The following is a 21,659-nucleotide window of genomic DNA, read 5'->3' on the forward strand; positions in this document are numbered from 1 at the left end:
CAAGATCACACTCCAGTTTTGCGGCGCATGGTGACGGTGAGGACGGCGCCCCGGCCGGGGGACGACTCGATGGCGAACGTGCCGCCTTCCTGCTCGACCCGGGTGCGCATCGACCGCAGGCCGAATCCCTGAGCGTCGTCGCCGGCGTGGAAGCCCACACCGTTGTCGTGCACCGTCAGCGTCGCACCGGCCTCGCCGTACCGCAGGGACACCGCGACCGACGAGGCCGTCGCGTGCTTGCGCACGTTCGCCAGGCCTTCCTGGGCGGCCCTGATGAACACGACCTCGGTGCTCGGCGACAACGGCACGGAGGCGCCCTCGACCGTGAAGGAGGTGTTGATGCCCAGCTCCTCGCCGAGCCTCCCGGTGACCCGCCGCAGCGCCTCCTCCAGTGAGGACCCGTCGAGCGGCACGGGAGCGAGCTCCGCGATCAGGGCACGGGCCTCGGCCAGATTCTCCCGGGCGGTCCGCACGGCCAGTGCCAGGTGACGTGACGGGTCCGCCTGGGCCTCGGCGGCCTGGATGAGCATGATGATGCTGGTGAAGCCCTGGGCGAGGGTGTCGTGGATCTCCCCGGCCAGCCGTGCGCGTTCGGCCAGTGCGCCGCGTTCGGCCGACAGCCGGGCCACCTCGATCCGGCTCGCCCTGAGCTCCTCGATCAGATGGGCGCGTTCCGCGCTCTGCTTGATGATCCGGACGATCCACGGGCCGAAGATCAGCGCGAACGTGGCGCCGATCGCCGCCGTCACCACGAAGATCGCCAGCTCCGTCACGCTCGTCTCCCCCCGGACCGCGAACTGCACCCCGGGCGCGAAGTTGAGCAGGAGCACCGCGATGACCGCGGTGCGCAGGCGCAGCATCATGAACGCCTGCGGGCAGAGGGCGAACAGCGTGAACGAAGCGGGCTGGGAGATGACCGAGGCCGGGACGAAGGCCAGGAGGATCAGCGCCCAGTAGAGGAGGCTCCGCCCGCTGTCGTCGTCGTCGCCCTCCCTGATCGCGGGACGGCCGAGCAGCAGATAGGCGATGGTGCACAGGAGCAGCAGTGTGATCGTGGTCGCCCTGGCCCAGGCCGGGACGTCAGAGTCCAGGATCACGGAGAAGATCGCCACGGCCAGGGCGACGGCGAAGAGCGCCTCCCACCCGCGCGAGGCCTGCCACGCGTGCGAGCCGGACGCTTCGGCGCCCGGCTCGCTGTCCGCCGTGCCGTACGGAGTCATCCGTCGCGACGGCCCTTCCAGCGGAACGTCGTCAGGCACAGTACGAGACCTCCGATGAGCCAGGCGGCGAGGATCAAGGCTACGCGATCCAGTTCGTACGACTTCGTCAGCTCCAGGGCGGCCCCCGCATCGCCCAGGAACACCGACCGGAAGCCCTGGCACATCCACTTCAGCGGGAAGATCGACGCGATGTTGATCAGCCACTCGGGCATCTGGGTGAACGGGATGAAGACCCCCGAGATGAACTGCAGCACCACGAACGGCATGCTGATCACAGCGGCCGCGCTCTTGGCCGAACGCGGCAGGCTGCTCGCCGCGACGCCGAGCAGGGCCGCCCCCGACACGCCGAGCAGGAACACCCAGGAGAACGTCACCCAGCTCGACGCCTTCGACGGCAGGTCCAGGTCGTACAGAAAGACGCCGATGGCGAGCAGGATCACGGTCTCGAGCAGCGCGATGACCAGCACGTTGATGACTTTGCCGATGAAGTAGGCGGCACGCGGCATGGGCGTGCCCGCCAGCCGCTTGAGCGTGCCGTCCTCGCGGTCGCCGGCGATGCCGATGCCGAGGTTCTGGAAACCGGCGCCCATCACGCCGGCGCCGATCAGGCCCGCGGTGTAGAGCTGGGAGACCGTGATCCCGGTCCCCTCCATGCTGCCGGAGAAGATCGATCCGAACAGCACGAGGAGGATGATCGGGAAGGAGAAGGTGAAGATGACGGCGTCCTTCTCGCGGAAGAACATCTTGTTCTCGAGGGCGCCGCGGGCCAGGCCGAGTCTCAGGACGGACGGCATCGGGCGGTCGGCGGCCGCCGTACGGGTGACGGCGGTGGCGGTTCTGGTCATGGGGGGCCTCAGCAATCGGGACGAGAAGATTTCGGGTCAGTTGGCGGAGGGCTCGATGAGCCGCAGGTAGATGTCCTCCAGCGTCGGGCGGGTGACGGTGAGGCCGGGGACCTCGCCGCCGAACCGCCGGGAGAGCTCCAGCACGGTCCTGGTCGGGGTGTCGGTCTCCACCGAGCCGTCGGCCCAGGTCACCCGGGCCTTGGCGGCCTCCCGGCCGCCCAGCGTCGCGGGCGTGCCCTCGGCGACGATCCGGCCTCGCGCGACGACCGCGACCCGGTCGGCGAGCGCCTCGGCCTCGTCCAGATAGTGCGTGGTCAACACGATCGTCGTGCCGTCGTGCGCCAGGCCCTCGATCAGCTCCCAGAACTGCCGCCGCGCCTCCGGGTCGAAACCGGTGGTCGGCTCGTCGAGGAACAGCAGCTCGGGGGAGCCGACGATGCCGAGCGCGACGTCCACCCGCCTGCGCTGACCTCCGGACAGCTGGCGTACCCGCTTGCCGGCCTTCGCGGTGAGCCCGACCCTCTCGATGACCTCGTCCGGATCGTGCGGATTGGGGTAATAGCCGGCGAAATGCCGTACGGTCTCCCGGACGGTCAACTCGGCCGCGTCGTTGGCCGTCTGCAGGACGATGCCGACCCGCGACCGCCACTGCCTGGTCGGCCGGGCCGGGTCCACGCCGAGCACGCTGACCTCACCCGAGTCGCGGGAGCGGTACCCCTCGAGGATCTCCACCGTCGTCGACTTGCCCGCGCCGTTCGGGCCGAGGATGGCGAACACCTCGCCCTGCCTGATGTCCAGGTCGAGGCCCGCGACCGCTTGGACGTCGCCGTACCGCTTCGTCAGGCCGCGCACTTCAATCGCGTTTGTCATGCCTCAAGCGTCCACGCCGTACGGCTCCCGCGACACCACCGGCGGAATGAACCTCGATGTCCTCCGACCGGTGGACAGCGCCCTCGGCCGTCCTCGGCCGTTTGACGTACGCCGAAACGCCCATCAAGGGCTTAGGCCGTGTCCCTGGAACGCCTTAGAACAGGGTGTCGGTGCGCTCGATGCCGCGCAGGGCGTCGTAGTCGAGGATGACGCAGTCGATGTCCCGGTCGGCGGCGAGGACGCGGGCCTGCGGCCTGATCTCCTGCGCGGCGAAGATCCCCTTGACCGGGGCCAGGCGGGGATCGCGGTTGAGCAACTCCAGATAGCGGGTCAACTGCTCAACACCGTCGATCTCGCCACGCCGTTTGATTTCGACGGCGACGGTGCCGCCGAGCTCGTCGCGGCACAGGATGTCCACCGGCCCGATCGCCGTCATGTACTCCCGGCGGATCAGCGTCCAGCCGTCGCCGAGCGTGGTGATGTGCTCGGCGAGGAGTTCCTGCAGATGCGCTTCGACGCCGTCCTTCCGCAGCCCGGGGTCGACGCCCAGCTCGTGGCTGTAGTCGTGCAGGATCTCCTCGATGGTCAGCACGAGCTTCTCGCCGGACTTGCTGTGCACGACAGACCACGTGAGCACGCCGTCGATGGCCTCCTCGCGGAGCTTGCAGGGCGGGCTCATCCAGTTGAGCGGCTTGTACGCCCGGTCGTCGGCATGCACACTGACCGATCCGTCCGCTTTTATCAGGATCAGTCGGGGCGCCATCGGTAGATGGGCCGTCAGCCTTCCCACGTAATCCACGCTGCACCGAGCGATGACCAGCCGCATGAGCGCCAACACTACCTGGGTTACGGGCGCCGGGGGGTGCTCTGCGAGACTGACTGGCATGACACGGACGTTCGAGACGGTCGGAGTCGTCGGGCTCGGGACGATGGGCGCCGGGATCGCGGAGGTGTTCGCCCGTGCCGGGCTGCGCGTGATCGGCGTCGAGGCCGACGAGAACGCGCTGTCCAGAGGCCGCGGCCATCTGGAGAGCTCGACGGGCCGGGCCGTCGCCCGGGGCAGGATGACCGCCGAGCAGCAGCGGGAGGTCCTCGAGCGGATCGCCCTCACCACCTCCCGTGAGGATCTGGCCGACGCCGACCTCGTGGTCGAGGCCATCCCGGAGATCATGGAGTTCAAGCGCGATCTGTTCGCCGACCTCGACCGCATCTGCAAGCCGTCGGCGGTGCTGGCGACCAACACGTCCTCCCTGTCGGTGACCGCGATCGCCGCCACCACCTCCCGCCCCGGGCAGGTGATCGGCATGCACTTCTTCAACCCGGCGCCGGTCATGCGGCTGGTCGAGGTGATCAAGACCGTCGTCACCGAGGAGGGGCTGCCCGCCGAGATCGCGGAGCTCGCCCGGCGGCTCGGCAAGACGCCCGTCGTCGCGGGCGACCGGGCCGGGTTCGTCGTCAACCGGCTGCTGCTCGGCTACCTCAACCACGCGTGTCATCTGCTCCAGTCCGGGCTGGCCGACCGGGACGACATCGACACGGCGATGAAGCTGGGCGTGGGCCTGCCGATGGGGCCGTTCACGCTGCTCGACCTGATCGGCCTGGACACCTCCTACGAGGTGTGCGAGGTGCTGTTCCGGGAGAGCCGCGACCGCCGTCACGCGCCCGCGCCGATCCTCCGCGAGCTCGTGACCGCCGGGCTGCTGGGCCGCAAGACCGGGCGGGGGTTCCACTCCCACGCCGGCGAGGGTACGGCTCCCGCCCCCGAGGCGCTGTCGAAGCCGGCGATCTCGCTGGTCGGCGTCGTCGGCGACGGGCCGGCCGCGGCGTCATTCGCCGCCGGTCTCGACACCGCCGGGTTCAAGGCCGTGCTCGCCGAGGCGTCCGACATCGGCCCGGTGGCCGATGCCGACCTCGTCGTCGCGCTGTCGGACGCCCCCGTCGTCGAGTTCGCCGTACGGCTCCCGCGTCCCGATCGGCTCGTGGGCCTGCACCTCGTGGGCGAGAGCGTGGCCGAGGTGGTGTCGACCGTGCTCACCTCCGCGGAGGCGGTGACCGCGGCGTGCGATCTCGTGACCGTGCTGGGGCGTACCCCGGTGCGTTGCGCCGACCGGGCGGGGCTCGTGGTCGACGCGCTGCTCTACCCGTACTTGAACGACGCGGTGCGGATGCTGGAGTGCGGGTACGCGACCGCGGCCGACATCGACGAGGCGATGCGGCTCGGTTGCGGCTACCCGGCCGGGCCGTTCGAGATGCTGGACGAGATCGGCCTGGCGAAGGTCAGGGACGGCCTACGTGCGCTCTACGCCGAATATCGCGACCCCGCCTTCGCACCCGCGCCCCTGCTGGATCAGCTCGTGACCGCCGGGGTGCCGAGCATCCGGTCGGCCGGGTAGGCCAGCACGTCGCCGGTGACGGTGAGCCGGACCAGCTCGCCGGGCACCGGCAGGTCCTGGCCCAGGACCCGGGCGGTGACCCGCGGCCCGTCCGGCAGGAGGTCCAGCCGGACGGCGGCGTCGTGGCCGAAGAAGCTGACGTCGGCGACCTGCGCCCCGACTCCGGCGGCGTCGGCGAAGGGATGCAGCCGGATCTGCTCCGGACGGATCAGCACCGCGCCGCGCCGCGGCTGCGCCGACGCTTCGGCGGCATCGTCCGAGTCGCGGAGCGGGAGGACGCCGAGAGCGCATTCGGCTTCGCCGTCCCGCAGGTCCGCCGGGAGGAGCACGGACTCTCCGACGAAGCCGGCGACCCCGGTGTCGCACGGGTACCTGTAGAGCTTCGCCGGGGCGTCGAGCTGGATGAGACGGCCCTGCCGCATCACGGCCACCTGGTCGGCCAGCGACAACGCCTCGGCCTGATCGTGGGTGACCAGCACGGCGGTGGCCGAGATCTCGCGGAGCGCCTGGACCACGGCCCGCCGGGTCCCCTCGCGCAGGCCCGCGTCCAGGGAGGAGAAGGGCTCGTCGAGGAGGACGACCGAGGGCCCGGGGGCCAGCGCCCGGGCCAGCGCGACCCGCTGCTGCTGACCGCCGGAGAGCTCGTGCGGGAACCGGGTGGCGAGCCGCCGGTCCAGGCCGACCAGGTCGAGCAGCTCTGGCACGCGCTCACCCGCCCTGCGTGCGGAGCGGGACAGCCCGAAGGTGATGTTGGCGGCCACGGAAAGGTGCGGGAACAGGGCGCCCTCCTGGGCCACATAGCCCACCCGCCGCCGCTGTGGCGGGACCGACCTTCCCGGGGCGAACACCGTCTGGTCGCCGATGGCGATGGCGCCGGCGTCCGGATCGGCGAAGCCGGCGATCAGCCGCAGCAGGGTGGTCTTCCCGCAGCCCGAGGGGCCGAGCACGGCGGTGAGGCTCCCAGCGGGGACGTGCAGGTCGATTCCTTCGAGCACGGATGTGGTCCCGAAAGACTTGGTGACCCCGATGATGGTCAGCGCTGTCATGCACGCGCTCCTTTCCTCGCCTCTCGGGTGAGCAGGTAGGTGGCCGGTGCCGAGATCAGCACCATGAGCGCCGCGTAGGGAGCGGAGGCGGCGTAGGCGATGCTGTCGCTGTGGCTCCAGAACTGGGTCGCGAGCGTGTGCGTGCCGATGGGCGCGAGCAGCAGCGTGGCCGTCAGTTCGGTGACGATGGCGATGAAGACCAGGGCGGTTCCCGCGCCCAGGCCCGGGGCGATCAGCCGCAGTGTGACCCGCCGGAAGGTGGCCGACCGCCCGGCGCCGAGGGCGTGCGCGACGTCCTCGAGCACCGGGGGCGCCTGGGCCAGCGCGGACCGGACGTTCACCATGGTCCGGGGCAGGAACAGGATCGCGTAGGCCGTCAGCAGCAGCGCCGTCGTCTGGTAGAGCGCGGGGGTGAGCCGGATCGCGATCGTCACCAGCGCGAGCGCCACGACGATGCCGGGCAGCGCGTTGCCGAAGTAGGTGCTGCGCTCCAGGATCACACTGAGCCGGCCGGGCCGGCGGACGCACAGCCAGGCCACCGGCAGCGCGATGACCGTGGTGAGGATCGCGCCGGCCGCTCCCAGCCCGACCGAGGTCAGCGTGGTCGTGACCAGCATCCCGACCGGGAAGGCCGACGAGGTTCCCATCGTCAGCCAGTAGCCCAGGCTGCCCAGCGGTACGCCGAGCGCGAGCGCGATCAGCACGCCCAGGCCGAGCAGTACGGGAGCGGTGCCGCGGCCGAGCCGCGTCCGCGGGGAGGGGCGGGCCGATCCGGCCCCCAGACGCGCGTAGCGGGCCCGCCCGCGCAGTCTCAGTTCGGCCAGGAGGAGCAGCAGGCACAGCACCACCAGCACCCCCGCGAGCATGTTGGCGGCGGGACCGTTGAACGTCGACTGGTACTGGTCGTAGATCGCCGTTGTGAAGGTGGGGAAGCGCAGCATCTGCAGCGCTCCGAACTCCGCCAGCAGGTGCAGGCTGATCAGCAGCGAGCCGCCGAGCAGGGCGGGCCGCAACTGGGGCAGGACGACCCGCAGGAAGGTCCGCCAGGGGGAGTGCCCGAGCGCGTGTGCGGACTCCTCCAGCGCCGGGTCGAGACCGCGCAGCGCGGCGGCGACCGGGAGGTAGACCAGCGGGAAGTACGAGAGTGTGACGATGAGCAGGGCGCCGCCATATCCGGTGGCCCCGGGCATGAGCGACACCCAGCCGAAGCTGTTGACGAACGCGGGGATGGCCAGCGGGGCCACCAGCAGCACGTTCCACACCCGGAGGCCGGGGAGTGCGGACCGCTCGACCAGCCAGGCCGCGCTCACTCCGATCACCGCGCAGAGCAGCACGCAGCCGGCCGCGAGCCGGACGGTGTTCCACAGCAGTTCCCCTGTGCGCGGCCGGAAGACGAGCCGGGCCGCCTCCGTCGGGCCGATGCTCGCCGAGTAACCGACGACGAAGCACAGCGGGATCAGCGCGATCAGCGACACGGACACGGCGGCGGCCAGCATCAGCGGCGGGTAGGACCGCTCCGTCCGGCCTGTCCCCGTTCTGCGCTTCATGCGCTTCATGTCGGGAAAGCGTACGGCGGGGCTCTCCCCGTTGACGCCGCGGGGGGCGCGCTCTGGGGAGGGCCGGACGGGTGCGTGGCGCATCTGGAACCCGAAGCCTTAGAGCAGCCCGGCCTGCTGCATCAACTCGACCACCTTGGGGCCGTTGAGGGTGGCCACGTCGATGGCGGGCGGGTCGAGCTCGCTGAGCGGCTTGAGCGCGGGGTTGGCGGGCACTCCGCTGGCGATGCTGTATTCCAGTGCCTTGCTGTCGGACAGGATCCGCTGGCCGTTCTCGCCGGTGAGATACTTCACCAGCTGCTGGGCCTGCGCCTGGTGCTTGCTCGACTTCAGCACGCCCGCGCCGGAGATGCTCACGAACGCTCCGGGGTCCTTGCCGTCGAAGAACTTCAGCTCGGTGTCGGCGCTGTTCGCCCCGGACTCCGCCCGGTCCTTGTACCAGTAGTAGTGATAGATCACCCCGGCCTGGATCTCGCCGGCGTTGACCGCTTTCATGACGGCGCCGTTGCCCTGGTAGATCTTCGCGTTGGCCTTCAGGCCCTTGAGCCAATCCGCCGCCGCCTGCTCCCCCTTCACGGCGACGACCGCGCTGACGATCGCCTGGAAGTCGGCGCCGCCGGCCGCGACGCCGACCTTGCCCTGCCACTCCGGCTTGGCGACATCCATGATCGATTCGGGGAGCCGGTCGGGAGTCAGTGCCTTGGAGTTGTACGCGAGCACGGTCGCCCGGGCGGCGAACCCCACCCAGTTATGACTCGACGGGACATATTGGGCGGGCACCTGGGCCACGGTCTCGTCGTCGACCTTCGCGAACCTCCCGTTGCCGTCCACCAGCGTCATGGCGGGGGAGTTCTCGGTCAGGAACACGTCGGCGGGTGAGGCGTCCCCTTCCTGGACGAGCTGGTTCGCCAACTCGAAGTCCTTGCCGGAGCGGATGTCGACCTTGATGCCGGTCTCCTTGGTGAAGCCCGCCACCATGGCCGCCACGAGGTCGTCGTGCTGGGCGTTGTACAGCGTTAGCGTGCCGGCGTCCGACTCCGAAGAGTCGTTCCCGCAGGCCGCCGCCAGCATGGTGAGCGCGGCGATTCCCGCCACCACCGGAGCCAGTCGCTTCAAACGTCGCATCATCGTCCTTGCCTCTCGGAGGGAGAGCGTCGGCTGGGCCCGCCGATCAATATCTTAGGTTAGGCATACCTTATACATACCTCTGGGCGCTTCGACGGGGACCCCCTGTAAGAATGAGGACCGGAACAATGAGGATCGATCCGCCGTTGCCCCCCCCGCACATGAAGCTCACCCGAGGACCGTTAGTTGCCATGAGCCCCCGCCGTGCCAGACGCCGTGACCCGTTCCAGCGCCCGGACGGGCGCGGTGCCGTACGGCCGATAACCTCGGTTCCGGGAGTGGACCGGATCGAGTCCGCGTCCGACGGGGACTGGGTCGTACGGGACGTGCCGGGCGCCGCTCCGGCCAGGACCTATCGCTGCCCTGGATGTGAGCAGGAGCTCCGGCCCGGTCTGCCGCACATCGTGAGCTGGCCCGCCTGGCCGGGCGGCGAGGAGGAGCGACGGCACTGGCACACCGCCTGCTGGCGGAACCGGACCAACCGGGGCCCGGGGCGTCGCCGTTACTGAGCAGTCAGCCGGTAATCACAGGAACATCAAGCAAGGGGTTCGCGTGGGTACGGACATCAGAGCGTCCACGGTGCTGGCGGCTCGGCGGGAGAACATCGAACTGCACACGGCCGACGGGCTGACGCTGGTCGGCGAGCTGGCGCTGCCGGCGAGCCGGCCGCCGGTCGCGACGCTGGTCTGTCTGCACCCGCTGCCCACGCACGGCGGCATGATGGACAGCCATGTGCTGCGCAAGGCGTCCTACCGCCTGCCGGCGCTGGCCGATCTGGCCGTGCTCCGCTTCAACACGCGGGGCACGACCTCCGAGCGCGGGACCTCGCAGGGGTCCTTCGCCGAGGGGGAGGGCGAGCGGTGGGACGTGGCCGCGGCCCTGGAGTACGTCGACTTCCACGATCTGCCGAACCCGTGGCTGGTGGGCTGGTCGTTCGGCACCGAGCTGGCCCTGAAGTGGGGACGCGACCCGATCGTGGCCGGCGCCATCCTGCTCTCGCCTCCGCTGCACCGGGCGACCGACGAGGATCTCGACGCCTGGGCGGCCTTCGGCCGACCGATGGTCGCGCTGGTGCCCGAGTTCGACGACTACCTGCGGCCGACGGAGGCCGCACCGCGCTTCGCGCGGGTGCCGCAGGCGGAGGTCGTCGGGGTCGAGGGGGCCAAGCATCTGTGGGTCGGTGAGCCGTACGTGCGGATCGTGCTCAACGAGATCGTCAAGCGGGTGAACCCGGCGGCGGTCCCACTGCCCACCACTGTCTGATCCCACCACTGTCTGATCCCGCCACGGTCTGATCCCGGACCGCCGGCGTCGTCACCCCGAGGATGTCACGATCCAACGATGAAGCAGGGCCCGGCGATGATGTCCGCCGGGCCCTGCTCAGTCAGCCGTCACGAATTTTCCACCTGCCGCTTCGGCGCGGCGGTTACTCCTGCCACCACTCCGAGTCGTCGTCGCTCTTGGCGGCCGGTGCGGGCGCCGGGGCCGACGACACGGACGGCGTCTCGCTGACGGACGGCGCGGCCGACAGGGCCGGCTTGGCCGGGGCGGCCGCGACGGGAGCCGGCTCGGAGTCCATGCCGGGCAGCGGGGCGCCGCCGAGCAGCTGCCGGAGCTGGGCGAGGTGGCTGGTGATGCTGTCGCGCTGACGGGTGAGCTCGTCCACCTGACGCTGCATCGAGGTGCGGGTGCGCTCGGCCTCGTTCTTGGAGTCGGTCACGATCGACTCGGCGCTCGCCTTCGCCTCGGCGACGAGCTGATCCGCGTTCTTGCGCGCGTTGGCGAGCAGCTGCTTGGCGTGGGTGTCGGCCTCGCGGCGGGTCTGCTCGGCCTGCTGGGTGGCCTTGGCCGCGCGCTGCTCGGCGGTGGCGGCCCGCTGCTCCGCCTCGGCGACCAGCTTCTGGGTGTTGGCCTGGGCGGTGGCGTGGCGCTCGGCCTCCTGGCGCTCGGCCTCCTCGCGGCGGGCGGCGAGCTGGATCTCGAACTCCGCCTCGTCCTGCGCCCGCTTGGCCTCGGACTCCTCCAGGATCCGCTGCGCCTGGGCCCGCATCTCGTCGGCCTGCCGCTTGGCCGTGGTGAGGACCTCGTCGCGCTCGCGCTTGGTGGAGGCCCGCAGCTGGGCGACCTCGCGCTCCGTCGTGGTGCGCAGCTTGGCGATCTCCCGCTCGGCGTCGGCCCGCTTCTCCGCGACCTCGTGGTCGGCGGTGGCGCGGATCTTGGCGACCTCGCGCTCGGTGGTGGCGGTCAGTTCGTCGGCCTCACGCCTCGCGGTCGAGCGGATCTCCTCGGCGTCGCGGTCCGCGCTGGTCCGCATCTCGTCGACCTCGCGGGCGGCGAGCGCCCGCTTCTCCGCCGCCTCGTTCTCCGCGGCGGCCCGCAGGTCGGCGGCGTCCACCTTGGCCGCGGCCCGGATCTCGTTCGCCTCGGACCTGGCCGCCTGCACGAGCTCGGTGGCCTGCTCCTCCGCCAACCGCAGCAGCTGCTCAATCCGGGCGCCCAGTCCCGAGTAGGTCGGGCGCTCCTGCTCCTGGAGCTGGCGCTTCGTTTCGGACAGCTCCCGCTGAAGGGTGCCGACCTGCTCCTTGGCCTGACGCAGGTCGGTGTCGATTGTCTTCAGGTGGTCGTGGACCTGGTGCCGGTCATAGCCCCGGAGCACCACGTCGAATTCGCGAGAAGGGGCGTCTTCGAAGAAGTTGTTGAGCTGGGCGTCGATGTCGGACTGCATGGGGCTCGATCCTGGGTTGTCGAGACGGCTACAGAGGGCCGGACGGGAGGTGGATATCCGAGGCGGGGGAGCCTATGAGCACCCACGTCCGGTGATACGCCAGCGTACTCCGGTGCTGCGGGATTGGAGGCTCCCTCCGACTTTCTGCGCGAGTTGTTACGTATGAACGTTTCTTGCGTTACGTGTTACAGGTTCGAGTCAGTGCCGGGCTGTCTGCACAAGTTCCGTAAGGACTCCGCCCACGTCCTTGGGGTGCAGAAACGCGATCGATGCCCCCATCGACCCATGCCGGGGTCGCTCGTCGATCAGCCTGACGCCCTTCGCGCCGACCTCCTCAAGGGCCTTGGCGACGTCCGCGACGCCGTACCCGATATGGTGCACGCCTTCGCCCCGCTTGGCGAGGAACTTCCCCACCACCGTGTCGGGGTGCAGCGGCTCCATCAGCTGGACGTACGAGGCGCCCTGCGCGCCGTCCGCCACGTGCAGCATGGCCTCGCGGACCCCCTGCTCCTCGTTGATCTCCCGGCTCACCACCGTCAGCCCGAACGTGGACTCGTAGAACTCGATTTTCTCTTCGAGGTCATGGCACGCGATGCCGACGTGATCGATCCTGAGCAGCATGTCTCTCCATTCGCGCATGATCGGGCCGGGCTGCCGCGGGCCGCCCGAATACTCCCTGGGTATCGTGACACGGTCGCCCTGATCCTCGTCATGGAGGTCCCGATGTCTGGTTCCGTCATCGTCGCCGGAGCTCGTACGCCAATTGGACGGCTGCTGGGCTCGCTCTCCGGCCTGTCCGCCGCCGAACTCGGCGGCATCGCCATCAAGGCCGCCCTGTCGCGGGCAGGCGTCACACCCGACCAGGTGCAATATGTGATCATGGGACAGGTGCTCCAGGCAGGCTCTGGGCAGCTCCCGTCCCGGCAGGCCGCGGTGCACGCGGGCATCCCCATGTCGGTCCCGTCCCTGACGATCAACAAGGTCTGCCTGTCCGGCCTGGACGCGATCGCGCTGGCCGACCAGCTCATCCGCGCCGGGGAGTTCGACATCGTCGTCGCCGGTGGCATGGAGTCGATGACCAACGCCCCGCACCTGCTGCCCGGCCTGCGCAAGGGCGTCAAGTACGGCAACGCCGGCGTGCTGGACTCGATGGCCTTCGACGGGCTCACCGACGCGTTCGACCAGGTCGCGATGGGAGAGTCCACCGAGTGGCACAACGCGCGACTGGGCCTGACCCGCGAGGAACAGGACGAGTACTCGGCCAGGTCGCACCGGCTCGCCGCCGAGGCGACCGAGAAGGGCCTGTTCGACGACGAGATCGTCCCCGTGCCCGCGCCCGGGAAGCGGGAGCCGGTCACGGTCACCGCTGACGAGGGCATCCGACCGGACACCACCGTCGAGACCCTGGCCAAGCTGCGCCCCGCGTTCACCAAGGACGGCACGATCACGGCCGGGTCCTCCTCGCAGATCTCCGACGGCGCCGTGGCCGTGGTGGTCATGTCCCGGGCCAAGGCCGAGGAGCTGGGCCTGGAGTGGCTGGCCGAGATCGGCGCGCACGGAAACGTGGCCGGCCCGGACAACTCGCTGCAGTCGCAGCCCGCCAACGCGATCAAGCACGCCCTGGCCAAGGAGGGCCGCACGACGGGCGATCTCGACCTGGTGGAGATCAACGAGGCGTTCGCGCAGGTCGTGCTGCAGTCCGTCAAGGAGCTGGGGATCGATCTCGACAAGGTCAACGTGAACGGCGGCGGCCTCGCTCTCGGCCACCCGATCGGCGCGTCCGGCGCCCGCATCGTGCTGACGCTGGCGCACGAGCTCCGGCGCCGCGGCGGTGGTCTCGGCGCGGCCGGCCTGTGCGGCGGCGGCGGCCAGGGCGACGCCCTGATCATTCGCGTGCCCTCCCGGTAGTGGTGATCCGGCTCCATGGGAATGACCCGGTCGTGGACGGGTCGAACGCGGGGAGCCGGAAGCTCGCGGCCGAGGCGATGCTGGGCCGGCCGCGGGCCGTCGCGCGGCTGATCTCGCTGATCGAGAACGCCGTCGCCGGTCCCGATCGCGCGCCGGACGCGGGTACGGCCCTGCGCGAGGTCATGGCCGAGCTGGCCACCGGGACGCGCGAGCCGTACCGGGCGTGGGTGATCGGCCTGACCGGCGCTCCCGGCGTGGGCAAGTCCACGACCACGAGCATGCTCATCCGGACGTTGCGCGGCCGCGACGCCCGGGTGGGCGTGCTGGCGGTGGACCCGTCCAGCCCGTTCACCGGAGGGGCCCTGCTCGGCGACCGCGTACGGATGCAGGAGCACGCGACCGATCCGGACGTCTTCATCCGCAGTATGTCCAGCCGGGGTCACCTCGGCGGGCTGGCCTGGGCCACGCCGCAGGCGCTTCGGGTGCTGGAGGCGGCCGGGTGCGACGTGATCCTGGTCGAGACGGTCGGGGTGGGTCAGGCCGAGGTGGACATCGCCAAACTGGCCGACACCACCGTCGTGCTGCTCGCTCCCGGCATGGGGGACGGCGTGCAGGCCGCCAAGGCGGGCATCTTGGAGATCGCGGACGTGTTCGTGGTCAACAAGGCCGATCGCGAGGGCGCTCGGGCGACCGTACGCGAACTGCGGAACACGGTGAGCCTCGCGACGGCGCCGTGGCGGCCCCCTGTCGTGACCACCGTCGCCGTCAGGGGCGAGGGCGCCGACGAACTGTCGACCGCGCTGGACGGGCACCTGGCGTACCTGGAGGAGTCCGGCGAGGCGCGCCGCCGCCGACTGGCCCGCGCGAGGGACGAGATCGAGGCCATCGCGCTGGCCCGGCTCCGGTCCCGGTTCTCCGGACTCCACGGTGACCGGCTCGACGCCCTGGCGGAACGTCTGCTGGCCGCGGAGATCGACCCCTACACCGCCGCCGACGATCTCGTCGCCGCCGTCGCCCACGCTGAGAGGTAGATCAGGGTTTGGCGGCGTGGTCGATGACGACGGTCGTGAAGCCGAGGGACTTCAACATGCCCTCGAGCATGGCCCTGGTGTTCTTGTCGGCCCGGTCACGCAGGTCGCTGGCCGCGGCGGCCTCAGAGATCTTCCGCTCGGCCAGCAGGTAGAGCTCCTGCTGGTCCCGCGGCGACGACGACAGCAGGTCGGAGATGCGGTCGAAGAGCCCCCGCTGCTGGGCGAAGACGTACGACCGCTTGTTGTCCAGATTGGCCTTCTCCAGTTCGGCGTGCGGCAGTCGTACGGTCACGGCCGAGCGGTCAGGAGAGACCGTGACGGCGCCCTTGGGCAGGCCGGAGAAGTCGACGTAGGCGTCGACTCTGCCCGCGCCGATGAACAGGGTCCTGCTGCCCTTGATGGCGTCGGGGAGGAAGGCGGCGTCCTTCTCCAGGTCGACCACGACCTGGAAGTCGCCGGTCGCGGCCTCGAAACGACTCAGATCCTGCATCGACCGCAGCAGCACAGGGCCGCTGCGGTCGACGATCCGCTCCCCGAGAGGGTCCAGCCAGGACCAGGTGAGCCGCGCGCCGACCACGACGAGGAGGACCGCGAAGAGGAGGCCGGCCAGCCACCGCCAGGCCCGGCGGGAACGCCGGGCGGCGGTGCCGGGCGGCGGCTGCGGCGGCTGCGGAGGCTGCGCGGAAGGGGATGGCGTCTGGCGGGCCCCGGTTTGCCGAGCCCCGGTTTGGCCGGCAGGAGTTCGGCGGGCTGGAGTTCGGCGGGCTGGAGTTCGACGGTCCACGGGGGGAATCTTCCCGCTATTCCGCCGATTGCACCCCTCCGCCGAGCCCGTCCAGCAGCCCGAAGCCAGGGGAGGGGCTGGGAGCAGGGGTCGACCGGGTTCGTCCGGGCCCTGTCGACCCGGGCCCTGTCGACCCGGGCCCTGTCGACCCGGGCCCTGTCGACCCGGTGCCTGCCGGTAGGGGAGCTGTGCCGGGAGGACTCTCCGGTCCTCGCGAGGCCCGCTGGGTCCGCCCGCGGTACGGGCCTTCGCCGCGGTCCTCGTTCCCGCCCGCTCCGCTCGCCGAGGGGGGATCCGAACGGCGACCGGAGCTCCGGTCCGGGAGATCGAAGCCGCGGCCGGGGCGGTCCCTACGGTGTGCCGAGACGGGGCCGCGGCGCCGTCCGGGGTTGCGTGCGGAGTCGCCGTCCCGCCGCCGGGGCTCACGCGGTCCCGATTCGCGTGATCCAGACTGGCGTGATCCGGACTGGCGTGACCCGGACTCGCGGGGCGCGGGCCCGCCCCGAGCCGGATCGCGAGGTGCCGGATCGCGAGGGGTGGCGGCGGTCGTCGTCGGTCCGGCTGACGCGGGGACGGGTGACGCGGGCACGGGCGAAGCGGGGACGGGCGAAGCGGGGACGGGTGACGACGGTCCGGGAGAAGGAGGGAGGGCGGGCGAGTCGGGGAGCCCGGGGGTCGCGGCCGGGGTCGGCGCTGGAGATAAGCCGGCCCGGGGCGGTAGCGCGGCGCCCGGTGTCTCGTGGTGCTCCGGCTCCGGATCCAGGTGGTAGCTCGGATTGACGGGATAGGCGGGCGCGTACGCGGGGGTCGGATTCACCGGATAGCTGATCAGGTTGGGGTCCGCGGGCCGGGTGCCGCCGCCGAAGTGCCTGCTCTGCAGCCGGCAGGAGGCGAAGTCGGAGTAGAACATCCGCAACCAGTTGTGTCGCTGGTCCTCGGTCAGGCCGGAGAACCACACGGCGGCGTACCGGTGCTCGGGCAGCGGACCGGCGGGCAGCGGCTCGCCGCGCAGCCAGGAGGCGACGATGGACCGGTAGCCGTTGGAGATCGTGCCGGGGCACGGCCGGGCCAGGCGGTCGAGGAACTCGGTCACCGCCCGCCGGGAGAACCCGGCGCTGAGATCGTCGAGATGCACGACCGCCACGCCGGGAGGAACCGGGGCGTGGTCGGCGCGGTCCCGCTGCTCGACCCGGTCGAAGGCGGCGGGAGTGTCGGCCAGTCGCCGCGCGAGCATGGTGAACACCCCGGCCAGTTCGGTCAGGCCGTCCCGCATCGAGGGGCGGACGCACACGGGGAACGGCCACGACTGGCAGGAGGACGCGAGCCGTTCGGTGGCGGCCACCGTCCGCGGCTCCGCCACCAGCCGTGCCGCCCCCGTGCCCGCGGCCAACATGGCGATGACCGTGGCGACCATCGCCAGCATGCGCCTGGTCACCAGGGCGATCCAGCCGAGCAGCAGCGCCGTGCTGAGGCCCATGAGCCAGAGCGTCTGATCCGTGAACGCCGCCTCGCCGGCCCCGGCGAACAGGTCGTACGGCCTGCGTGTCGCCGGGGTCAGCCGGTCCGCCCAGGACGAGCCGACCGCCACCCATGTGAACAGCCCGTAGGTGCCGATCCCGGCGATCACGGGTGTGACGGCGAACGGCAGCACCCAGCCCGCCGTCCAGCCGATCATCACGTACAACGCCAGGCCGGCCACGCACATGGCCAGCCCGCCGATCGGCAGATGGCCCGACTGGTCGGCCAGCGCGGCGCGCAACCCGAGCAGCAGCACGGTCACCGCGAACGAGCAGATGACGACCGCGAGAATGCCGAGCGGCGCCTTCGCGGCCCGCCACGGCGTCAGTGCACGGCCGCGGTTCGCGCGGCGTCTGCGCAGCGCGACCCATGCGGTGAACATGGCCGCGACCGGACCCGTCAGCCGAAGCGATCCGATGACGGCGGTGACCATGTCATCCCAGTCCATGAAGCCGGGAATGAGGACGCTCCACGCGATGATGAGTCCGAGCGCGAGCAGCACGGCCATCGCGACGACCGCGCCGTGTCTCAGCTCTCCGCGTGGAACGCCCCTGTGGTCACCCACAGCACGGCGCGGCCCCTGGCCACGCCGACGGCGATATCCGGCGCGTACGGTGCGCCGGGACAGGCATGCTGCCCATCAAGTCAACCCCCCGTGCCTGTGTGAGCAGCGTGCGCCGGACCGCGTCCCCCGACGCCGTCCGCCGGCCGGCCTCGCCACGCCTGCGTTCGACTTTCCTGGTCGGGCTTCCCCACTGAGCTTTCCCAGTGGGGCGCCTAGCAGACATGGTTCCCCGTGGCGTCCGGTGTTTGCCGCCGCCTCACCTTTCGACGTGGCAACCATAACGGAGCGTGACCCGTGGGGAGGGAGTTCTGGGGTCAAGGAATGAATCCGGTTACGCTCGGTTCCCAGGTTGATCATGTTCGGCGTCGCGATAGCGTATAGCGCTGTGTCCGTTTCGCCGAATGTCCCGCCCAGCTCAGGCCCACTGCCGTCCGGCTCGGCCAAGCCGCTCGGCCTGCCGTTCGACCCGATCGAGCGCGCCGCGGAAACCTGGCGTGCTAGGTTCGGCCCGTCGTCCGCGATGGCCGCCGTCACTTCGATCATGAGAGCCCATCAGATCCTGTTGGCGCAACTGGACACGCTGCTCAAGCCGTACGATTTGACCTTCGCCCGTTACGAGGCGCTGGTGCTGCTCACGTTCAGCCGGGATGGCTCGCTGCCGCTGTCGAAGATCGGTGAGCGGCTCATGGTCCACCCGACGAGCGTGACGAACACCGTGGACCGCCTGGAGCGAGCCAAACTGGTCCGCCGGATGCGCAACCCGAGGGACGGCCGCGGCGTGCTCGCCGAGATCACCGATGAGGGCCGCGAGATCGTACGGCGGGCCACCGCCGATCTGCTGGACGCCGGTTTCTGTCTGGGAATGTACGGCGACGAGGACCTTGAGCGGATGTTCGACCTGCTCAGGACCCTTCGTGTCGCGGCCGGCGACTTCACCCCCTGACCGGCCCGCTCTCGTGAGCAGGCCGGACAGGAGTGCCTTTACGGGTGCTTCATCGCGTTGTCCGCCTGAGGGGATTCACCGGCCCGGGGAATCTCCGCCGCCAGGAATCCCACCTGCGGGGCGAGCGCCCGTAGCCTGCGGTCGAGTTCCTTCCGGCTCGTCGGCGCCGGCCGGTTCTCGATCGTGAACAGGAGGCCTCCGATCTTCCCGTCGGCGTCCACTGAGATCGCGAGCCGCAGCTGGCCCTGGCCGGTCGTCACGATCCCGGTCAGGGCGGGTGGGTGTCGTGTTCGAACGGCGCGTCGGAGGCGGCCAGGGCCGATGGGTGGATTTATTAGGACGTCCTAGTATTTTCTCGGGGAACTGAGACGGGGGAGGGACGTGACGTATGGACCAGCACGCGACGAGTGGCGTCTCGCTCGAGGCGGGCGCGATCGAGGCGGGCAGGGCCCGCTGGCAGGCGCGGTACGACGCCGCCTACAAGCGCGACCGCGAGTCCAGGACCCTGTCCGGACTGGAGGTGGACGCGGTCTACGGGCCGCCCGGCGACGACCCGCGCTTCGAGCGCATCGGCTGGCCGGGGGAGTTCCCGTACACCCGCGGCCTGTACCCGACGGGTTATCGAGGGCGGCCGTGGACCATCCGGCAGTTCGCGGGCTTCGGCAACGCCCGGCAGACGAACGAGCGCTACAAGATGATCCTCGAGGCGGGCGGTGGCGGCCTGTCGGTGGCCTTCGACATGCCGACGCTGATGGGCCGCGACTCCGACGACCCGCGCTCGGCGGGCGAGGTCGGCCACTGCGGGGTGGCCGTCGATTCGGCGCTCGACATGGACCTGCTGTTCGCCGGGATCCCGCTGGGCGAGGTGACCACGTCCATGACCATCAGCGGGCCGGCCGTACCGATCTTCTGCATGTACGTGGTCGCCGCGGAACGGCAGGGCGTACGGGCCGGGAAGCTGAACGGGACGTTGCAGACCGACATCTTCAAGGAGTACATCGCGCAGAAGGAGTGGCTGTTCGCCCCCGAACCGCATCTGCGGCTGATCGGCGACCTCATGGCGTTCTGCGCCGCCGAGATCCCCGCCTACAAGCCGCTGTCGGTCTCCGGCTACCACATCCGTGAGGCCGGCGCCACGGCGGCGCAGGAGCTCGCGTTCACGCTCGCCGACGGGTTCGGGTACGTCGAGCTCGGGCTGTCGCGCGGCCTCGACGTGGACGTCTTCGCGCCCGGCCTGTCGTTCTTCTTCGACGCCCACATCGACTTCTTCGAGGAGATCGCGAAGTTCCGCGCGGCGCGCCGGATCTGGGCCAGGTGGCTGCGCGACGTGTACGGCGCACGCACCGAGAAGGCGCGGTGGCTGCGCTTCCACACGCAGACGGCGGGGGTGTCACTGACCGCGCGGCAGCCGGACAACAACATCGTCCGCACCGCGATGGAGGCGCTGGCGGCCGTGCTCGGCGGCACGAACTCGCTGCACACCAACGCCCTGGACGAGGTGCTCGCGCTGCCCTCGGAGAAGGCCGCCGAGATCGCCCTGCGCACCCAACAGGTGATCATGGAGGAGACCGAGGTCGCCAACGTGATCGATCCGCTGGGCGGATCGTGGTACGTCGAGGCGCTCACCGACCGGCTGGAGTCCGAGGCGGAGGCCGTCTTCTCGCGGATCCGTGAGATGGGCGCCGGGGACATGACCTCCGGGATCCTGCGCGGCATCGAGGACGGCTGGTTCACCTCGCAGATCGCCGAGGCCGCCTTCGAATACCAGCGGAAGCTGGAGAAAGGCGACAAGCGGATCGTCGGTGTGAACTGCCACACCGCGACCGTCGAGGAGCCGCTGGAGATCCTCCGCATCGGCCACGAGATCGAGCTGGAGCAGCGCCGCACGCTGGCCGAGCGCCGCGCCGCGCGGGACGTGAGGGCGGTGGACACCGCGCTCGCCGGGCTCGCGAGCGCGTCCAGGACCGAGGAGAACATGATTCCGCCCATGCTGGAGGCCGTCCGGGTGGAGGCGACGCTGGGCGAGATCTGCGACGTGCTGCGCGCGGAATGGGGCACCTACGCCGAGCCCGCCCGCTTCTGAGGTCCCGAGGTCCTGGGCCCGTCCCGATGTCATGAGCCGCCGGGCAGAGCTCCGACGACGGAGGGATGGCACGGATCAGCCGTGAGCGTGCGGCAGGATGGGGACTATGGCAGCGGAGTTCTCTCGACCTGGATCGCTCTACGGAGCGATCGACCTAGGCGCTCGCAAGCAGGCACTGGAGGCGCAGGCACGACGCGAGGCGGCCGGGCCCGCCGGAGCCGGACCCGGCGCCGGAGGAGTGGCCTCGACGGTCGTCGAGGTCACCTCGGCCACCTTCAACGCCGATGTCCTGGAGCGGTCGCTGACCGTTCCCGTCATCGTCGAGGCGACGGTGCGCAGAGCGGAGCAGGCACAGCAGTTCAGCGGCACCCTGGAGAAGCTGGCCGCCGAGGCGGGGGGCGCCTGGGCGCTGGCCAGAGTGGATGTGGAGGCGGATCCCCAGCTCGCCCAGGCCCTGCGGATGCGCGCGATCCCCACCGTCTACCTGGCCCTCCAGGGGCAGCTCATGCCCCTGTTCGAGGGGCCGCTACCGGAGGCGCAGCTCCGGCAGGCGCTGGCGCAGGTGTTCGAGCAGCTCGGCGTCGAGCCGGCCGCCCCCGCGGAGGCGGCCGAGGCGGAGCCGCCCGCCGATCCCGATCTCGTCGCGGCAGAGACGGCCATGGAGCAGGGGGACCTGGACGCGGCGGCCGCCGCCTATGAACGACTGCTGGCGCGCTCGCCCGCCGACGAGGCGGCCAGGATCGGCCTCGCCGGTGTCGGCCTGCTGCGCCGGACCCAGCACCTCGACGAGGCGGACGTGCTCCGCCGGGCCGCCGCGGACACGGCCGATGTGGACCTGCAGTTGCAGGCGGCCGACCTGGAGATGCTGAACGGGAAGGTGGACGAGGCCTTCGAACGGCTGATCGGGTTCGTCCGGCGGACGCGGGACGGCGATCGCGACCGGGCGAGGGTCCACCTGCTCGGGCTCTTCGACGCGCTGCCCTCGGACGACCCATCGGTGTCCAAGTCCAGGCGGGCCCTGTCCAGCGCGCTCTTCTAGACGCGGCC

The 21,659-nt window shown here is 70.8% G+C and carries 20 protein-coding genes; 8 read left to right on the plus strand and 12 right to left on the minus strand.

Features of this window, described 5'->3' with window-relative positions:
- Positions 1-5: 5 nt before the first annotated feature.
- The 4 genes from Mth01_RS13935 to nucS form a co-directional block, all read right to left on the minus strand.
- Positions 6-1,259 (minus strand): sensor histidine kinase, encoded by a 1,254-nt coding sequence (locus Mth01_RS13935; protein ID WP_204016263.1) that lies wholly within the window; start codon positions 1,257-1,259, stop codon positions 6-8.
- Complete coding sequence (locus tag Mth01_RS13940) at positions 1,217-2,065, minus strand: ABC transporter permease (protein ID WP_204016264.1); 849 nt, start codon at positions 2,063-2,065, stop codon at positions 1,217-1,219. Before Mth01_RS13940 ends, Mth01_RS13935 begins: the two co-directional genes overlap by 43 nt.
- A 36-nt stretch (positions 2,066-2,101) precedes the next feature.
- A complete protein-coding gene (locus tag Mth01_RS13945) occupies positions 2,102-2,935 on the minus strand; it encodes an ABC transporter ATP-binding protein (protein ID WP_204016265.1) in 834 nt (277 codons plus the stop codon).
- Between the two features lie 154 nt (positions 2,936-3,089).
- The gene (nucS, locus tag Mth01_RS13950; RefSeq protein ID WP_204016266.1) at positions 3,090-3,761 is read right to left on the minus strand and encodes an endonuclease NucS; all 672 of its coding nucleotides are present in this window, start codon (positions 3,759-3,761) and stop codon (positions 3,090-3,092) included.
- Between the two features lie 58 nt (positions 3,762-3,819).
- On the opposite strand from nucS, the gene Mth01_RS13955 reads away from it, so the two are divergent.
- Positions 3,820-5,328, plus strand: a complete 1,509-nt coding sequence (locus Mth01_RS13955; RefSeq protein ID WP_204016267.1) for a 3-hydroxyacyl-CoA dehydrogenase family protein — start codon at positions 3,820-3,822, stop codon at positions 5,326-5,328.
- Here the strand turns inward: Mth01_RS13955 and Mth01_RS13960 are convergent.
- The 3 genes from Mth01_RS13960 to Mth01_RS13970 all read right to left on the minus strand — a co-directional run bounded on the left by Mth01_RS13960 (position 5,283) and on the right by Mth01_RS13970 (position 9,055).
- Positions 5,283-6,374 (minus strand): ABC transporter ATP-binding protein, encoded by a 1,092-nt coding sequence (locus Mth01_RS13960; RefSeq protein ID WP_204016268.1) that lies wholly within the window; start codon positions 6,372-6,374, stop codon positions 5,283-5,285. The two genes, Mth01_RS13955 and Mth01_RS13960, sit on opposite strands and share 46 nt — an antisense overlap.
- Positions 6,371-7,930, minus strand: coding sequence for an ABC transporter permease (locus Mth01_RS13965; protein ID WP_204016269.1), 1,560 nt, complete (start codon positions 7,928-7,930; stop codon positions 6,371-6,373). Before Mth01_RS13965 ends, Mth01_RS13960 begins: the two co-directional genes overlap by 4 nt.
- A 99-nt stretch (positions 7,931-8,029) precedes the next feature.
- On the minus strand, positions 8,030-9,055 hold the full coding sequence (locus tag Mth01_RS13970) for an iron ABC transporter substrate-binding protein (RefSeq protein WP_239089643.1): 1,026 nt from the start codon (positions 9,053-9,055) through the stop codon (positions 8,030-8,032).
- Between the two features lie 191 nt (positions 9,056-9,246).
- Between Mth01_RS13970 and Mth01_RS13975 the strand changes: the two genes are divergently transcribed.
- Both Mth01_RS13975 and Mth01_RS13980 read left to right on the plus strand, forming a co-directional pair.
- The gene (locus tag Mth01_RS13975) at positions 9,247-9,564 is read left to right on the plus strand and encodes an ATP/GTP-binding protein (protein ID WP_204016270.1); all 318 of its coding nucleotides are present in this window, start codon (positions 9,247-9,249) and stop codon (positions 9,562-9,564) included.
- Positions 9,565-9,607: 43 nt separating this feature from the next.
- Positions 9,608-10,318, plus strand: a complete 711-nt coding sequence (locus tag Mth01_RS13980; RefSeq protein ID WP_204016271.1) for an alpha/beta hydrolase — start codon at positions 9,608-9,610, stop codon at positions 10,316-10,318.
- Between the two features lie 163 nt (positions 10,319-10,481).
- Here Mth01_RS13980 and Mth01_RS13985 read toward each other — a convergent pair whose 3' ends face one another.
- Together Mth01_RS13985 and mce are read right to left on the minus strand one after the other, a co-directional pair.
- Complete coding sequence (locus Mth01_RS13985; protein WP_204016272.1) at positions 10,482-11,780, minus strand: DivIVA domain-containing protein; 1,299 nt, start codon at positions 11,778-11,780, stop codon at positions 10,482-10,484.
- A 198-nt stretch (positions 11,781-11,978) separates the two neighbouring features.
- A complete protein-coding gene (mce, locus tag Mth01_RS13990; protein WP_204016273.1) occupies positions 11,979-12,401 on the minus strand; it encodes a methylmalonyl-CoA epimerase in 423 nt (140 codons plus the stop codon).
- Positions 12,402-12,503: 102 nt separating this feature from the next.
- On the opposite strand from mce, the gene Mth01_RS13995 reads away from it, so the two are divergent.
- Both Mth01_RS13995 and meaB read left to right on the plus strand, forming a co-directional pair.
- Positions 12,504-13,688, plus strand: a complete 1,185-nt coding sequence (locus Mth01_RS13995) for an acetyl-CoA C-acetyltransferase (protein ID WP_204016274.1) — start codon at positions 12,504-12,506, stop codon at positions 13,686-13,688.
- Positions 13,689-13,765: 77 nt separating this feature from the next.
- A complete protein-coding gene (gene meaB / locus Mth01_RS14000; RefSeq protein ID WP_204016326.1) occupies positions 13,766-14,719 on the plus strand; it encodes a methylmalonyl Co-A mutase-associated GTPase MeaB in 954 nt (317 codons plus the stop codon).
- Position 14,720: 1 nt separating this feature from the next.
- On the opposite strand, the gene Mth01_RS14005 is transcribed toward meaB, so the two are convergent.
- Together Mth01_RS14005 and Mth01_RS14010 are read right to left on the minus strand one after the other, a co-directional pair.
- Positions 14,721-15,503, minus strand: coding sequence for a DUF4230 domain-containing protein (locus tag Mth01_RS14005; protein WP_239089644.1), 783 nt, complete (start codon positions 15,501-15,503; stop codon positions 14,721-14,723).
- 16 nt (positions 15,504-15,519) lie between these two features.
- On the minus strand, positions 15,520-17,586 hold the full coding sequence (locus tag Mth01_RS14010; protein WP_204016275.1) for a hypothetical protein: 2,067 nt from the start codon (positions 17,584-17,586) through the stop codon (positions 15,520-15,522).
- A gap of 424 nt (positions 17,587-18,010) precedes the next feature.
- On the opposite strand from Mth01_RS14010, the gene Mth01_RS14015 reads away from it, so the two are divergent.
- Complete coding sequence (locus Mth01_RS14015) at positions 18,011-18,529, plus strand: MarR family winged helix-turn-helix transcriptional regulator (RefSeq protein ID WP_239089655.1); 519 nt, start codon at positions 18,011-18,013, stop codon at positions 18,527-18,529.
- 38 nt (positions 18,530-18,567) lie between these two features.
- Here the strand turns inward: Mth01_RS14015 and Mth01_RS14020 are convergent, their stop codons facing one another.
- Complete coding sequence (locus Mth01_RS14020; protein WP_204016277.1) at positions 18,568-18,789, minus strand: hypothetical protein; 222 nt, start codon at positions 18,787-18,789, stop codon at positions 18,568-18,570.
- Positions 18,790-18,917: 128 nt separating this feature from the next.
- Between Mth01_RS14020 and Mth01_RS14025 the strand changes: the two genes are divergently transcribed.
- Together Mth01_RS14025 and Mth01_RS14030 are read left to right on the plus strand one after the other, a co-directional pair.
- Entirely contained in the window at positions 18,918-20,612 is a 1,695-nt protein-coding gene (locus Mth01_RS14025) for an acyl-CoA mutase large subunit family protein (RefSeq protein WP_204016278.1), read from the plus strand.
- Positions 20,613-20,718: 106 nt separating this feature from the next.
- Positions 20,719-21,651, plus strand: coding sequence for a tetratricopeptide repeat protein (locus tag Mth01_RS14030; RefSeq protein ID WP_204016279.1), 933 nt, complete (start codon positions 20,719-20,721; stop codon positions 21,649-21,651).
- Positions 21,652-21,659 lie beyond the last annotated feature (8 nt).

The organism is Sphaerimonospora thailandensis (assembly GCF_016863115.1).
In the GTDB taxonomy this organism is placed as follows: Bacteria; Actinomycetota; Actinomycetes; order Streptosporangiales; family Streptosporangiaceae; genus Sphaerimonospora; species Sphaerimonospora cavernae.